14 protein-coding genes are annotated in these 15,310 nt (G+C 56.7%); 10 read left to right on the forward strand and 4 right to left on the reverse strand.

Going from position 1 to position 15,310, the window contains the following annotated elements; all coding sequences use genetic code 11:
- Positions 1-57 precede the first annotated feature (57 nt).
- The 6 genes from mreC (at position 58) to tldD (ending at position 8,968) form a co-directional block, all read left to right on the forward strand.
- Positions 58-1,050 (forward strand): rod shape-determining protein MreC, encoded by a 993-nt coding sequence (mreC, locus tag MKS11_RS00110; protein WP_004206242.1) that lies wholly within the window; start codon positions 58-60, stop codon positions 1,048-1,050.
- A complete protein-coding gene (gene mreD / locus MKS11_RS00115) occupies positions 1,050-1,538 on the forward strand; it encodes a rod shape-determining protein MreD (protein WP_002918648.1) in 489 nt (162 codons plus the stop codon). Before mreC ends, mreD begins: the two co-directional genes overlap by 1 nt.
- A gap of 7 nt (positions 1,539-1,545) precedes the next feature.
- Entirely contained in the window at positions 1,546-2,127 is a 582-nt protein-coding gene (locus tag MKS11_RS00120) for a nucleoside triphosphate pyrophosphatase (protein WP_049003413.1), read from the forward strand.
- A 2-nt stretch (positions 2,128-2,129) separates the two neighbouring features.
- Positions 2,130-3,599: a ribonuclease G gene (rng, locus tag MKS11_RS00125; protein WP_004206239.1), complete on the forward strand. Its 1,470-nt coding sequence runs from the start codon at positions 2,130-2,132 to the stop codon at positions 3,597-3,599.
- 37 nt (positions 3,600-3,636) lie between these two features.
- Positions 3,637-7,434 (forward strand): AsmA2 domain-containing protein YhdP, encoded by a 3,798-nt coding sequence (gene yhdP / locus MKS11_RS00130; RefSeq protein ID WP_284109341.1) that lies wholly within the window; start codon positions 3,637-3,639, stop codon positions 7,432-7,434.
- 88 nt (positions 7,435-7,522) lie between these two features.
- Positions 7,523-8,968 (forward strand): metalloprotease TldD, encoded by a 1,446-nt coding sequence (tldD, locus tag MKS11_RS00135; RefSeq protein WP_004206236.1) that lies wholly within the window; start codon positions 7,523-7,525, stop codon positions 8,966-8,968.
- A 35-nt stretch (positions 8,969-9,003) separates the two neighbouring features.
- On the opposite strand, the gene aaeR is transcribed toward tldD, so the two are convergent.
- Positions 9,004-9,933, reverse strand: coding sequence for an HTH-type transcriptional activator AaeR (gene aaeR / locus MKS11_RS00140; RefSeq protein WP_004206235.1), 930 nt, complete (start codon positions 9,931-9,933; stop codon positions 9,004-9,006).
- Between the two features lie 131 nt (positions 9,934-10,064).
- On the opposite strand from aaeR, the gene aaeX reads away from it, so the two are divergent.
- From aaeX to MKS11_RS00160, 4 genes are all read left to right on the forward strand, one after another.
- Positions 10,065-10,268, forward strand: a complete 204-nt coding sequence (gene aaeX, locus MKS11_RS00145; RefSeq protein ID WP_002918640.1) for a p-hydroxybenzoic acid efflux pump operon protein AaeX — start codon at positions 10,065-10,067, stop codon at positions 10,266-10,268.
- Between the two features lie 7 nt (positions 10,269-10,275).
- Positions 10,276-11,208: a p-hydroxybenzoic acid efflux pump subunit AaeA gene (gene aaeA / locus MKS11_RS00150; RefSeq protein ID WP_004206234.1), complete on the forward strand. Its 933-nt coding sequence runs from the start codon at positions 10,276-10,278 to the stop codon at positions 11,206-11,208.
- Positions 11,209-11,213: 5 nt separating this feature from the next.
- Positions 11,214-13,181 (forward strand): p-hydroxybenzoic acid efflux pump subunit AaeB, encoded by a 1,968-nt coding sequence (aaeB, locus tag MKS11_RS00155; RefSeq protein ID WP_004206233.1) that lies wholly within the window; start codon positions 11,214-11,216, stop codon positions 13,179-13,181.
- A 79-nt stretch (positions 13,182-13,260) separates the two neighbouring features.
- Positions 13,261-13,536 carry a barstar family protein gene (locus tag MKS11_RS00160; RefSeq protein ID WP_004206232.1) on the forward strand — a complete coding sequence of 92 codons (276 nt, stop codon included), beginning with the start codon at positions 13,261-13,263 and terminating at the stop codon, positions 13,534-13,536.
- Positions 13,537-13,586: 50 nt separating this feature from the next.
- Here MKS11_RS00160 and yhcN-B read toward each other — a convergent pair whose 3' ends face one another.
- From yhcN-B to argR, 3 genes are all read right to left on the reverse strand, one after another.
- Positions 13,587-13,853, reverse strand: coding sequence for a DUF1471 family stress response protein YhcN-B (gene yhcN-B, locus MKS11_RS00165; RefSeq protein WP_002918627.1), 267 nt, complete (start codon positions 13,851-13,853; stop codon positions 13,587-13,589).
- Positions 13,854-13,950: 97 nt separating this feature from the next.
- A complete protein-coding gene (gene yhcN, locus MKS11_RS00170) occupies positions 13,951-14,214 on the reverse strand; it encodes a peroxide/acid stress response protein YhcN (protein WP_017899932.1) in 264 nt (87 codons plus the stop codon).
- Positions 14,215-14,588: 374 nt separating this feature from the next.
- Positions 14,589-15,059: a transcriptional regulator ArgR gene (argR, locus tag MKS11_RS00175; RefSeq protein WP_002918625.1), complete on the reverse strand. Its 471-nt coding sequence runs from the start codon at positions 15,057-15,059 to the stop codon at positions 14,589-14,591.
- Between the last annotated feature and the right edge of the window lie 251 nt (positions 15,060-15,310).

The raw sequence follows: 15,310 nt of genomic DNA on the forward strand, positions 1-15,310 counted from the left end.
CCGGGGTGGCTTACCCGCTGCCCCAGGTCTTTACTGACACGAGAATACGCATAGCCTATGAAGCCAATTTTTAGCCGTGGCCCCTCGCTACAGATTCGCCTTATTCTGGCGGTGCTGGTGGCGCTTGGCGTGATTATCGCCGACAGCCGCCTGGGTACGTTCAGTCAAATCAGAACGTACATGGATACAGCCGTCAGCCCTTTCTACTTTGTCTCTAATGGTCCCCGGGAACTGCTCGACAGCGTATCGCAGACGCTGGCTACCCGTGACCAGCTCGAACTGGAAAACCGCGCGCTGCGTCAGGAGCTGTTGTTGAAAAACAGCGATCTGCTGATGCTGGGCCAGTACAAGCAGGAGAACGCGCGCCTGCGTGAACTGCTTGGCTCGCCGCTGCGCCAGGACGAGCAAAAAATGGTGACCCAGGTCATCTCAACGGTCAACGACCCCTACAGCGATCAGGTGGTTATCGATAAGGGCAGCGTCAACGGCGTCTACGAAGGCCAGCCGGTTATCAGCGATAAAGGCGTGGTGGGGCAGGTCGTGGCGGTAGCGAAAATGACCAGCCGGGTACTGCTGATCTGTGATGCCACCCATGCGTTGCCGATCCAGGTCCTGCGTAACGACATTCGCGTCATTGCCGCCGGTAACGGCTGCACCGACGACCTCCAGCTTGAGCATCTGCCGGCCAATACCGATATTCGCGTCGGCGATGTGCTGGTGACCTCCGGTCTTGGCGGCCGTTTCCCGGAAGGGTACCCGGTTGGGGTTGTCTCTTCAGTGAAACTGGACACCCAGCGCGCCTACACGGTGATCCAGGCGCGTCCGACGGCCGGTCTGCAGCGTTTGCGCTATCTGCTGCTGCTGTGGGGCGCCGATCGCAATGGCGCTAACCCGATGACTCCGGAAGAGGTTCATCGCGTGGCTAACGAACGCCTGATGCAGATGATGCCGCAGGTGTTGCCTGCGCCGGATGCGATGGGGCCGCAGATGCCGGCGCCCGCCACCGGGCTGACGCCGTCTCAGCCGTCGCAGCCTGCAGGGGGGCAATAGTGGCAAGTTACCGTAGCCAGGGACGCTGGGTTATCTGGCTCTCGTTTCTTATCGCGCTATTGCTGCAAATTATGCCCTGGCCGGCGGACATCAGCGTTTTCCGGCCCAACTGGGTATTATTGATCCTGCTGTACTGGATCCTCGCGCTGCCGCACCGGGTGAACGTGGGGACGGGCTTCGTGATGGGGGCTATTCTTGATCTCATCAGCGGCTCGACGCTGGGCGTTCGCGCGCTGTCCTTAAGCATCGTCGCCTATCTGGTGGCGCTGAAGTATCAGCTGTTCCGTAACCTGGCGCTGTGGCAACAGGCGCTGGTGGTCATGCTGTTATCCCTCGCCGTGGATATCATTGTTTTCTGGGCAGAGTTTTTAGTGATCAACGTCTCTTTCCGTCCGGAAGTATTCTGGAGTAGTGTAGTAAACGGTATCCTCTGGCCATGGCTCTTCCTGCTGATGCGTAAAGTGCGTCAGCAATTTGCAGTGCAATAAGGTTGATATGACAACTCTGTATCTTGCTTCTGGTTCCCCGCGTCGGCAGGAACTGCTGACTCAGCTTGGTCTCGCGTTCGAGCGTCTGGTTCCTGGTATCGAGGAGCAGCGCCAGCCGCAGGAGAGCGCACAGCACTATGTCGTCCGTCTGGCGCGTGAAAAGGCGCAGGCCGGAGTGGCGCTGGCATCGCGGGATTTGCCGGTGTTGGGAGCGGATACGATTGTTATTTTGAACGGCGAAGTGCTGGAAAAACCGCGCGACGCCGAACACGCTGCAGCGATGCTGCGCCTGCTTTCCGGCCAAACCCATCAGGTCATGACCGCGGTGGCGCTGGCGGATAAGCAGCAGACGTTGGATTGTATGGTGGTCACGGAAGTGACCTTCCGAACGCTCAGCGAGCAGGATATCGCCGATTATGTGGCCAGCGGCGAGCCTTTAGATAAAGCAGGTGCATACGGTATTCAAGGGTTGGGTGGCTGCTTCGTCAGGAAGATTAATGGCAGCTATCACGCCGTAGTCGGCTTACCGCTGGTGGAAACGTATGAGTTGCTCAGTAACTTTAACTCACTGCGTAAAGAAAAGGGATAAAGATGACGGCTGAATTATTAGTGAACGTAACGCCATCCGAAACGCGCGTTGCGTATATTGATGGCGGTATTCTGCAGGAAATCCATATTGAGCGTGAAGCGCGACGCGGAATAGTAGGCAATATCTACAAAGGTCGTGTTAGCCGAGTGCTGCCGGGAATGCAGGCGGCTTTTGTAGATATTGGTCTGGATAAGGCGGCGTTCCTCCACGCCTCCGATATCATGCCGCATACCGAATGCGTTGCCGGTGAGGAGCAAAAGCAGTTTACCGTGCGCGATATTTCGGAGCTGGTGCGTCAGGGCCAGGACCTGATGGTTCAGGTGGTTAAAGATCCGCTCGGTACCAAAGGCGCGCGTCTGACCACCGATATTACCCTGCCTTCCCGCTATCTGGTTTTTATGCCAGGCGCCTCCCATGTGGGGGTCTCTCAGCGGATTGAAAGCGAAGCCGAGCGCGAGCGGCTGAAAAAGGTCGTGGCAGAGTACTGCGACGAGCAGGGCGGGTTTATCATTCGCACCGCCGCGGAAGGGGTCCACGAGCAGGAGATGGCCGCCGATGCCGCCTATCTTAAGCGCGTATGGACCAAAGTGATGGAGCGCAAAAAGCGCAACCAGACCCGCTATCAGCTGTACGGCGAGCTGGCCCTGGCTCAGCGCGTGCTGCGGGATTTTGCCGATGCGCATCTCGATCGTATTCGCGTCGACTCGCGGCTGACCTATGAGGCGCTGCTGGAATTTACCGCCGAATATATCCCGGAAATGACCAGCAAGCTGGAACACTACAGCGGCCGTCAGCCGATATTCGATCTCTTTGACGTTGAGAACGAAATTCAGCGCGCGCTGGAGCGTAAAGTCGAGCTCAAGTCCGGGGGCTATCTGATCATCGACCAGACCGAGGCGATGACCACCATCGATATCAACACCGGGGCGTTTGTTGGGCACCGCAATCTTGACGATACTATCTTCAATACCAATATCGAAGCCACCCAGGCGATAGCCCGCCAGCTGCGTTTGCGTAACCTCGGCGGCATTATCATCATTGATTTCATCGACATGAACAATGAAGACCATCGCCGGCGGGTGTTGCACTCCCTGGAGCAGGCCCTCAGCAAAGACCGGGTGAAGACCAGCATCAACGGTTTCTCCCAGCTGGGTCTGGTGGAGATGACGCGGAAACGCACCCGCGAAAGCGTGGAGCATGTGCTGTGCAACGAATGCCCGACCTGCCACGGACGCGGAACGGTAAAGTCCGTGGAAACGGTATGCTATGAGATTATGCGTGAGATCGTTCGCGTGCATCATGCTTATGATTCCGATCGCTTCCTGGTCTATGCTTCCCCTGCGGTGGCGGAAACCCTGAAAGGGGAAGAGTCGCATGCGCTGGCTGAAGTGGAGATCTTTGTCGGCAAGCAGGTGAAGGTACAAATTGAGCCGCTCTATAATCAAGAGCAGTTCGATGTGGTTATGATGTAATACACCGCGTCATTGTGCGGCTGACAAGGAGAGAGGCGTGAGGCGACTGCCCGGGATTTTATTGCTCACCGTGGCAACATTGATTGTTATCGTCGCGCTGCTGGTGAGTGGCTTGCGTCTCGTGTTGCCGCAGCTCGACGCCTGGCGTCCGCAGCTGCTGGAGAAAATCTCCGCCCTCACCGGCACGCCGGTGGATGCCTCGCAGATCGCCGCCAGCTGGCAAACTTTTGGCCCAACATTAGATGTCCGCGATATTCATGTTGGGCTGAAGGATGGCGGGACAATGGCGGTCAAGCGCGTGACTCTGGCGCTGGACGTCTGGCAAAGTCTGCTGCATATGCGCTGGCAGTTTCGCGATCTCACCTTCTGGCAGCTGCAGGTCCATACCAATACCCCGATTCAGACCAATGACGGCGGCGAAAGTCTGAAAACCGACCGCATCAGCGATCTCTTTTTACGTCAGTTCGACCACTTTACTCTGCGCGACAGCCATCTGAGCTTCCTGACCATTTCTGGTCAGCGGGCGGAGCTGGCGGTCCCGCAGCTGACCTGGCTTAACGGCAGGAACCGTCACCGCGCCGAGGGGCAGCTCAGCCTTTCCAGTCTCACCGGCCAGCATGGCGTCATGCAGGTGCGGATGGATCTCCGCGATGAGGATGGCCTGCTGAATAAAGGTCGGGTCTGGCTGCAGGCTGACGATATTGACGTCAAACCCTGGCTGGGCCGCTGGATGCAGGACAATATCGCGCTGAAAAGCGCCCGCTTCAGCCTCGAAGGCTGGATGACTATTGAAAAAGGCGATGTAGCCAGCGGCGACGTATGGCTGAAAAAAGGGGGCGCCAGCTGGCAAGGGGATAGCGAGGTTCATCATCTGTCAGTGGATAACCTGACGGCGCATCTCTCTCACGACAAGCAGAGCTGGGGCTTCTATATTCCCGATACGCGGATCGCGATCGACGATAAACCGTGGCCAAGCGGCGCGCTGGCGATGGCGTGGATCCCGGGGCAGGATGTCGGTGGCGACGGTCATCAGCGTAGCGATGAATTACGTATTCGCGCCAGCAATTTAGCGCTCAGTGGCCTGAGCGGATTGCAGCCGTTTGCCGATAAGCTGGCGCCTTCTTTGGGCGAACTCTGGCGCACCACGCAGCCCAGCGGCAAAATCAATCTGCTGGCTCTCGATATTCCCCTGCAGGCGACGGAGAAAACGCGCTTTCAGGCGCAGTGGAGCGATCTGGCGTGGAAGCAGTGGAAACTCCTGCCGGGAGCGGAACACTTTTCCGGCAGCCTGAATGGCAGCGTGGAGCACGGGGAACTGCGCGCCCGCATGACGAAGGCGCAGATGCCGTATGCCGGAGTTTTCCGGGCCCCGCTGGAGATCGCCGCTGGCGAAGCCACCCTCAGCTGGGTGAAAAATGACAAAGGCTTTATGCTTGATGGCCGCGATATTGACGTGCAGGCGACGGGGGTACGCGCCCGCGGCGGCTTCCGCTATCTGCAAGCGCAGGGGGACGAGCCGTGGCTGGGCATTCTGGCGGGGATCAGCACCAACGATGGCGGCCAGGCGTGGCGTTACTTCCCGGAAAACCTGATGGGCAAAGCGCTGGTGGACTATCTCAGCGGCGCGATTAAAGCCGGGCAGGCCCGCGATGCGACGCTGGTGTATGGCGGTAACCCACATCTGTTCCCGTATCCGCACAATGAAGGCCAGTTCCAGGTTTACGTCCCGCTGAAGAATGCCACTTTCGCTTTTCAACCGGACTGGCCGGCGCTGACCGGGCTGAATATCGACCTCAATTTTATCAACAGCGGCCTGTGGATGCGGGCGGATAAAGCGATGCTCGGCAATGTGACCGCCAGCAATCTCGATGCCGTGATCCCGGATTATGCGCAGGAAAAACTGCTGATTGATGCTGACATCAAAGGCCCGGGCAAAGAGGTGGGCCCTTATTTCAACACCACGCCATTGAAAGCGTCGCTCGGGGCAGCGCTGGATTCCCTGCAGCTGGATGGGGATGTGAGCGCTCGCTTACATCTGAATATCCCCCTCGATGGCGAGATGACCACCGCGAAAGGCGATGTACGGCTGCAGAATAATACCTTGTTTATCAAACCATTAGATACTACGTTGCAGAACCTAAGCGGTAATTTCAGCTTTGTGAATGGCGATCTTAATAGCCAAACGTTGAGCGCGACCTGGTTTAATCAGCCGCTGAACCTCAATTTTTCCACCCGCGAAGGCGAAAAAGCGTTTCTGGTGGATGTCGGGATGAACGCCAGCTGGCAGCCGTCGCGCACCGGACTGCTGCCGAAAGCGGTTAATGAGACGCTGAGCGGTAGCGTTCCGTGGGATGGCAAGGTCGCTATCGAACTGCCGTACCATGGCAATGCCAGCTATAAGGTTGATATCAATGGCGATCTGAAGAATGTGAGCAGTCACTTACATTCACCGGTCAACAAGTCCGCTGGCGAACCCCTGCCGGTCAAAATTAACGTCGCCGGCGGTCTGAGCAGCTTCGACCTGACCGGATCCGTTGGCGCGAAGAATCATATCAACAGCCGCTGGTTGCTGAACCGTAAGCTGACGCTGGACAGAGCGATCCTCACGACGGATAGCAAAGGCCTCTCTCCGCTGCCCGACCAGCCCGGCGTTGAACTCAATCTTCCGCCGATGGATGGCGCGCAATGGCTGGCGCTGTTCCAGAAGGGCGCGGCGAATGAAGTCAGCAGCAGTGTCCTCTTTCCACCGCGCATTGTGCTGCGTACGCCGTCGCTGGCGCTGGCCGGCCAGCAATGGAACAACGTCAGTCTGATGTCGCAGCCGGTCGCCGGCGGCTCGCAGGTTGAGGCGCAGGGGCGTGAGATCAACGCCACCCTGACGATGCGCGACAATGCCCCGTGGCTGGCAAATGTGCGTTATCTCTATTTCAACCCGGCCAGCGCCAGCGGCAAGGGCGGAACGGAGAACGTGACTTCTCAGGCGGAGACGCGGCTGGATTTCCACGGCTGGCCCGATCTGCAACTGCGCTGCGCGGAATGCTGGCTGTGGGGGCAAAAATATGGCCGCATCGACGGCGATGTGACGATCAAGGGCGATACCTTAACGCTCTCCAACGGCCTGGTGGATACCGGGTTTGGCCGGCTGACGACCGACGGCGTGTGGGTTAACGCCCCTTCCGGGGTGCGCACCTCGCTGAAAGGCAGACTGCATGGCAATAAAACGGATGAATTTGCGGATTTCTTTGGCGTTTCCACACCGGTGAAGGATTCGCCGTTTGATATCGACTACGATCTCCACTGGCGCGCGCCGCCCTGGTCACCCGATGTCGCCTCGCTCAATGGGATCATTAAAAGCCACCTCGGCAAGGGGCAGTTTACCGACCTGAGTACCGGACATGCAGGCCAGCTGCTGCGTTTGCTGAGCGTCGATGCCCTACTGCGCAAACTGCGCTTCGACTTCAGCGATACCTTCAGCGAAGGTTTTTACTTTGACTCGATTAACAGTACGGCATGGATTAAGGATGGCGTACTGCATACCGATGATACGCTGGTGGATGGTCTGGAGGCGGACATTGCCATGAAAGGGTCGGTCGATCTGGTGCGTCGCCAGCTGGATCTGCAGGCGGTGGTCGCGCCGGAGATCTCCGCGACCGTCGGCGTGGCGGCGGCTTTTGCTGTCAACCCGATTGTCGGCGCGGCGGTGTTTGCCGCCAGCAAGGTGCTGGGGCCGCTGTGGAACAAAGTCTCGATACTGCGCTATCGCATCACCGGCCCGATTGACCAGCCGCAGATCAATGAAGTGCTGCGCCAGGCGCGCAGCAACAAAAAGCAATGATTTGACGATTGCCGGGAATTGCCGCAATCTCAATAGATAGCCTTCTGTATTTCCGCCTGTCAGGCGGCAACAAACGAGTAGCATAACGATGAGTCTGAACCTGGTAAGTGAACAATTACTGTCGGCAAATGGCCTGAATCATCAGGACCTGTTTGCCATTCTTGGTCAACTGACCGAGCGCCGCCTCGATTACGGCGATCTTTATTTTCAGTCGAGCTATCACGAATCCTGGGTTCTGGAAGACAGCATCATTAAAGATGGGTCGTACAATATCGACCAGGGCGTAGGCGTGCGCGCCGTCAGCGGCGAAAAAACGGGCTTTGCCTACGCTGACCAGATCAGCAAGCTGGCGCTGGAGCAGAGCGCCCAGGCGGCGCGGACCATTGTGCGCGAGACCGGCAATGGCAAAGTACAGACCCTCGGCGCCGTAGAGCACAGCGCCCTCTATACCAGCATCGACCCGCTGCAGAGTATGAGCCGGGAAGAGAAGCTGGATATTCTTCGCCGGGTCGACAAAGTCGCTCGCGCGGCGGATCAGCGTGTGCAGGAGGTTTCGGCCAGCCTGAGCGGCGTCTATGAACTGATTCTGGTGGCCGCCACCGACGGCACTCTGGCCGCGGACGTTCGTCCGCTGGTGCGCCTCTCGGTCAGCGTACTGGTGGAAGAGGACGGCAAACGCGAGCGCGGCAGCAGCGGCGGCGGCGGGCGTTTTGGCTATGACTATTTCCTTGCCTCTCAGGAGGGCGAAGTGCGGGCCGATGCCTGGGCGAAAGAAGCGGTGCGCATGGCGCTGGTTAACCTCTCAGCGGTCGCCGCCCCGGCGGGAATGCTGCCAGTGGTGCTCGGCGCCGGCTGGCCTGGCGTCCTGCTGCACGAAGCGGTCGGTCACGGCCTGGAAGGCGATTTCAACCGTCGCGGCACCTCGGTCTTTAGCGGTCATATGGGGGAATTAGTCGCCTCTGAACTGTGCACCGTCGTGGACGACGGCACCATCGTCGATCGTCGTGGCTCAGTGGCTATCGATGATGAAGGCACGCCGGGTCAATACAATGTGCTGATCGAAAACGGCATCCTGAAAGGCTACATGCAGGATAAACTCAATGCGCGTCTGATGGGCGTCGCGCCGACCGGCAACGGCCGCCGTGAATCCTATGCCCATCTGCCGATGCCGCGTATGACCAACACCTATATGCTGGCGGGCCAGTCCACGCCGCAGGAGATTATCGAGTCGGTGGACTATGGTATCTTCGCGCCTAACTTCGGCGGCGGGCAGGTGGATATCACCTCCGGTAAGTTTGTCTTCTCCACCTCCGAGGCCTATCTGATCGAAAAAGGCAAGGTCACGAAGGCGGTGAAAGGGGCTACCCTGATCGGCTCCGGGATTGAGACCATGCAGCAGATTTCGATGGTGGGTAACGATCTGCGTCTGGATAACGGCGTCGGCGTCTGTGGCAAAGAGGGCCAGAGCGTGCCGGTGGGCGTTGGCCAGCCGACCCTGAAGGTCGATAATCTTACCGTCGGCGGCACCGCCTGATCCTGACCGGGTTCCTGGCGTCGCCGGGAACCGCTTCAGCGGGCGATCCCTCTCCCGTGCATCCCCTGATAGATCTTCGCCACGTCGACAAAATATTCCGTCAGATAGTTGATACAGACCTGCACTTTCAGCGGCAGTTTATCCTTTTCGGTGTACAGGGCGTAAACCGGCCGCGGATCGGACTGGTAGCTCGGCAGCAGGATCTCAAGCTCACCACGATTGATCTCTTCGATCGCCCACATCAACGGCACATAGGCGATACCCACCCCGGCGGTCAGCCAGCGCACCAGCGTCATGGGGTCGTTGGTCACAAAGCGCCCCTGTGGGGTCAGGCGGGTTGAGATCCCTTCCGGCGCGATAATGACAAACTCATTGTCCGGCCGCACGCTATATTCCAGCCAGGCATGCCCGGTAAGATCGGCCGGTTTCTCCGGATTGCCAGCCTGCGCCAGATAGCTTTTCGCGGCGCATAATACCATCGGCATTGATCCCAGGCGGCGGGAAAAAAGGCTGGAATCCTGCAGGGCACCCACGCGGATCACCACGTCAAGACCGTCGGCGATCAGGTCCGGCGCAGGTATGCCGGTGACCAGATTGACGGAGAGCCCGGGGTATTCTTTCAGCATTTTCGCCGTTATGCGCGCCAGAACATTCTGTGCCATAGTTGAAGAGCAGCCGATACGCAGCGTCCCGATGGGGGTGTTGTTAAATGCGTATAATTGCTCATGGACATCCTGCGCTTCAAACAGCATCCTACGGCAGCCCTGATAGTAAATTTTACCCGCTTCCGTTAAGCCAAGGCTGCGGGTGCTGCGGTTGAGCAGCTTCACCTGCAGTTCATCTTCCAGTTTGGCGACGGTCTGACTGATTGAGGAAACGCTCATCTGAAGCTGGCGGGCCGCTGCGGTGAAGGAACCTAATTCGACCACTTTGGCGAAAACGGACATGCGCTTTAATCGTTCCATTATTCACTCTGGCTTAAAAGTGATTTAGATCACACATTGTAGATAATGCTGCAATCGTTACGTTAATATATTGTTAGCTACATAATAAACGCATCTGCTCACTACCTGTACGCTTCTTATTCAAGGTCATCATGAGTCTGTTTCCTGTCATCGTGATTTTCGGCTTATCGTTTCCGCCGATCTTCTTCGAGTTGCTGTTGTCGCTGGCCATCTTCTGGCTGGTGCACCGATTGCTGGTTCCGACCGGCATTTACGATTTTGTCTGGCACCCTGCACTGTTTAATACGGCGCTATATTGCTGCCTTTTTTATTTGATATCGCGCTTGTTCGTTTGAGGTTGATGTGAAAACACTAACAAGAAATATCCTCCGTACTGCTATTACCGTGATACTGGTCATTTTGGCCTTCGTAGCGATTTTCCGCGCCTGGGTTTACTACACCGCCTCGCCGTGGACGCGGGATGCGCGCTTTAGCGCCGACATTGTGGCCATTGCCCCCGACGTCTCCGGGCTGATCTCCCAGGTAAACGTCAAGGATAACCAACTGGTTAAGAAAGACCAGGTATTGTTCGTTATTGACCAGCCTCGTTACCAAAAAGCGCTGGCGCAGGCGGAAGCCGATGTTGCCTACTACCAGACGTTAGCCCAGGAAAAACGTGTCGAAGCCGGTCGGCGTAATAAGCTTGGCGTCCAGGCGATGTCGCGGGAAGAGATTGACCAGGCGAACAATGTGCTGCAGACGGTTGAGCATCAGCTGGCGAAAGCGGTGGCCAGCCGCGACCTGGCCAGACTGGACCTGGAGCGCACGGAGATTCGTGCCCCTGCGGATGGTTGGGTAACCAACCTTAACGTCTATACCGGGGAATTTATCACCCGCGGCTCCACGGCGGTGGCGCTGGTGAAAGAGAATACATTTTACGTCATGGCCTATCTGGAAGAGACCAAACTGGAAGGCGTCCGTCCTGGCTATCGGGCGGAAATTACCCCGCTTGGCAGCAGCAAAACCATTAAAGGCACGGTGGACAGTATCGCTGCGGGGGTAACCAACGCCAGCAGCAGCAGCGACTCGAAAGGGATGGCCTCGGTGGATTCCAACCTTGAATGGGTGCGTCTGGCGCAGCGTGTGCCGGTACGTATTCGTCTTGACCACCAGCAGGGGAATCTGTGGCCATCGGGCACCACGGCGACGGTGGTGATCACCGGTAAAGAAGACCGTGATACCAGCCAGGCCAACTTCTTCCAGAAACTGGCTATGCGCCTGCGCGAATTCGGTTAATCGCTATGGGGACATATACTATTGCTCCCCAGCATCTCCGCTTTGCCATTAAGCTTGCATGCGCGGTGGTGCTGGCGCTGTTCGTCGGCTTCCATTTTCAGCTCGAAACGCCGCGCTGGGCGGTGCTGACCGCGGCAATCGTCGCCGCTGGCCCGGCCTTTGCCGCCGGAGGAGAGCCGTACTCCGGAGCGATCCGCTATCGCGGCATGTTGCGTATTGCCGGGACCTTTATCGGCTGTATTGCGGCGCTGGTTATCATCATCCTGATGATCCGCGCCCCTCTGCTGATGATGCTGGTCTGCTGCCTGTGGGCCGGGTTTTGTACCTGGGTTTCGTCGCTGGTCAAGGTCGAAAACTCCTATGCCTGGGGACTGGCCGGCTACACCGCGCTGATTATCATTATTACCATCCACACCGATCCGATGCTGGCGCCGCAGTTTGCCGTTGAGCGCTGCAGCGAAATTGTCATCGGGATTGTCAGCGCCATCGTCGCCGATCTGCTTTTCTCCCCGCGTTCGATTAAAAAAGAGATCGACCTTGAGCTGGATAACCTGCTGATTGCCCAGTATAAGCTGATGCAGTTATGCGTTGCGCACGGCGAAAAAGAGGAAGTGGATCAGGCCTGGGGAGCGCTGGTGCGTCGCACCACCGCGCTGGAAGGCATGCGCAGTAACCTGATTATGGAATCCTCTCGCTGGGCTAAGGCGAATCAACGCCTGAAGGCGATCAATACCCTCTCGCTAACGCTTATCACCCAGGCTTGCGAAACCTACCTGATTCAGAACTCGCGACCGGAAATGGTGACGGACGACTACCGCGAGCTGTTTGCTGAGCCGGTTGAGACAGTGCAGGATGTTCACCAGCAGCTGAAGCGTATGCGTCGCTTCCTGACCTGGAAAGGCGAGCATAATACGCCGGTCACCATCTACAGCTGGGTAGGCGCAGCCACCCGTTACCTGCTGCTTAAGCGTGGCGTCGTGGGCAATACCAAAATCAGCCGCATCGAAGACGGTGTATTGCGCGGCGAAACGGTGGTTAAAGTGGAGTCCGCCGAGCGTCACCACGCGATGGTGAACTTCTGGCGCACCTCCGTCTCCTGTATCCTCGGGACGCTGTTCTGGCTGTGGACGGGCTGGACCTCAGGCAGCGGGGCGATGGTAATGATTGCCGTGGTTACCGCGCTGGCGATGCGTCTACCTAACCCGAGAATGGTGGCGATAGACTTCCTCTACGGTACTCTGGCGGCGTTACCGCTGGGTACCCTGTACTTTCTGGTGATCATGCCGGCGACGCAGCAGAGTATGCTGCTGCTCTGTATCAGCCTGGCGGCGATGGCGTTTTTTATCGGTATCGAAGTGCAGAAAAGGCGCCTCGGATCGCTGGGGGCGCTGGCGAGCACCATCAACATTCTGGTGCTGGATAACCCGATGCAATTCCAGTTCAGTCAGTTCCTCGACAGCGCGCTGGGGCAGATCGTCGGCTGTTTCCTCGCCTTGATGGTGATTCTGATTGTCAGGGATAACTCCCGGGCCAGAACCGGTCGGGTGCTGCTGAACCAGTTTGTCTCCGCGGCGGTCTCTTCGCTGACCACCAACTCGGCGCGTCGCAAAGAGAATCATCTGCCCGCGCTCTATCAGCAGCTGTTTTTGTTGCTCAACAAATTTCCCGGCGATGTCGCCCGTTTCCGTCTGGCGTTGACGTTAATCATTGCCCACCAGCGCCTGCGCGATGCGCCCGTGCCGGTGAACGAGGATTTGTCGGCGTTCCATCGCCAGCTGCGACGTACTGCGGATCATGTCATCTCCGCCGGGAGCGATGATAAGCGTCGGCGCTACTTTACCCGGCTGCTGGCGGAGCTTGATGTTTATCAGGAGAAGCTGCGGGTCTGGGAGGCTTCGCCGCAGGTGACCGAGCCGGTACGGCGACTGGTTGAGATGTTGCACAAGTACCAGCATGTGCTGACCAGCAGTTAACCCATAAACCGACGCCCAGGCGTCGGTTTTTTTATCGCTATACTTAACGGCGACAGGAAGAGAAGCGGGAGGGGCTGTCATGACCACCTATACGTTTGATTTTGACGAAATCGCCGAGCAACAGGATTTCTACCGGGAGTTCTCCCGGACCTTCGACCTGGCTCAGGATAAGGTCAACAACCTTGATTCGCTATGGGACGCGGTGACCGGTGGGCTGCTGCCGCTGCCGCTGGACATTGAGTTCATCCATTTAAATGACAAGCAGCGTCGGCGCTTTGGGGCATTAATTTTATTATTTGATGAAGCAGAGGAAGAGCTGGAGGGGGAGTTACGTTTTAACGCCCGTCAGGCATAAAAAAGCCCCCGGCAGGCGGGGGCAAGTCGTCGAAATAAGACGACGAGGGTTTATTTGTACAGCTCAGCGGTGGCGTGCCAGCTATCGCCGGTACGTGCTTCAATAATACGGTAGCTGCTGGCGCCTTCTTTCTCGGCTTTAGCGGCTAGTTCCTGACGCATGTCCATTGGCGCACTACCTACCTGGGAAACCGAGATGGTGCCCATGGACTGCAGGTTTTGTGCTTGTTCCGCGTTCACTTGTTGAACGGCCGCACTTGCGCCGAAAGAGAGAAGGGAAGCCAGGCCAAGGGATGCGATGATCATTGCGCGTTTCATAATCTTTACTCCAGTCTTTGTTTCGCCGCGGCGGGCGATGAATGGGGCCGGGCCGCGGTAGAGAATTTTTGTCGGTTAATCGTTGACGATCTAAAACTTATTTATACAGCTCAGCAGTGGCATGCCAGTGGTCGCCAGTGCGGGCTTCGATAATGCGGTAAGAAGAAGCTCCTTCTTCCTGCGCTTTTTTGTTCAGCATTTCATGCATATCCATCGGGGATGATGCTACCGCGCCGACGGATACTGTGCCGATGGCCTCGCGGCCCTGGGCCTGCTCGCTGTTGATAACGTCAGCGGCGAAAGCGCCAAACGACATGACGGACAGGATGCTGAGAGCTGCTACAGTGGTTTTGATTTTCATGATGTTCACCTCGTCGAATCTTTTTGTTGAGGGTCTTTGTTTCGTGACCCTCATCACAAAAACAAGTATACACTAATCACCAAAAATATTAATACCATGCTAATTGTTTTGTGCGTTAATAGTTACAATGGATTGCGCTTTTTATAACCGATAAGAATTAAAAATGACAAGTCGTAGACGGAGATAAGTTTTATTTCTAATAAAATCATAAAGGTATACGATTTTGATCTTTTGTGCGTTTTAGGCGTTTGCCTTACGTAAAAGAACGTATAGACAGGCTAAATCACACAAAATGTTAAATTTTTGTTGAGTTGAAAGGGGGGGAGAGAGAAGAGGGAGTAATCCACCCTCTGACGGTTGCCAGAGGGGAATGCTCAGAGTTCCTGTTCGAACAGTACCAGGATAGCGTCGTGCAGATCTTTCACTGTGAAACCACGCGCTGGCGTGGTGAAGATGGTGTCATCCCCGGCGATGCTGCCAAGAATACCTTCCGCCTTGCCCAGCGAGTCGAGAAGACGGGCGATCAGTTGCGCTGCCCCGGGGCTGGTATGGATCACCACGACGGCATCGTTATAGTCGATATCCAGCACCAGATTTTTCAGCGGGCTGGAGGTGGTCGGCACGCCAAGCTCGGCAGGCAGGCAATAGACCATTTCCATTTTGGCGTTACGGGTACGAACCGCGCCAAATTTGGTGAGCATGCGGGAAACCTTCGATTGGTTGATATTCTCGAAGCCCTCTTCCTGCAGCGCCTGAACGATCTCTCCCTGCGAGCTGAATTTCTCTTCTTTAAGCAGCGCTTTAAACGCTTTAACCAGTTCTTCTTGTTTTGCCGAACTTCGCATAAGTCACCCAGATTATGGTGGTAAAATCAACATCATTATGCATAACCGTGAATTTTTATGCAAATAATCCGCGAAGGGATAGGTCAATAATGTTATGAAGGGGGCATATTTTAGCAAAAAAACCGTATAAGGAACATGTTCTCATCACAACGCTTAAAGCCATGTAAAAGTAAATGAAATGTTATTGAGTTGGTGTTGTTTTGCGCAACTGGCTGGGTGTATTGTAACCAATAGTCGATCCGGTACTTCGC

Source organism: Klebsiella sp. K5-45 (genome assembly GCF_030128605.1).
Lineage (GTDB): Bacteria > Pseudomonadota > Gammaproteobacteria > Enterobacterales > Enterobacteriaceae > Klebsiella > Klebsiella quasipneumoniae.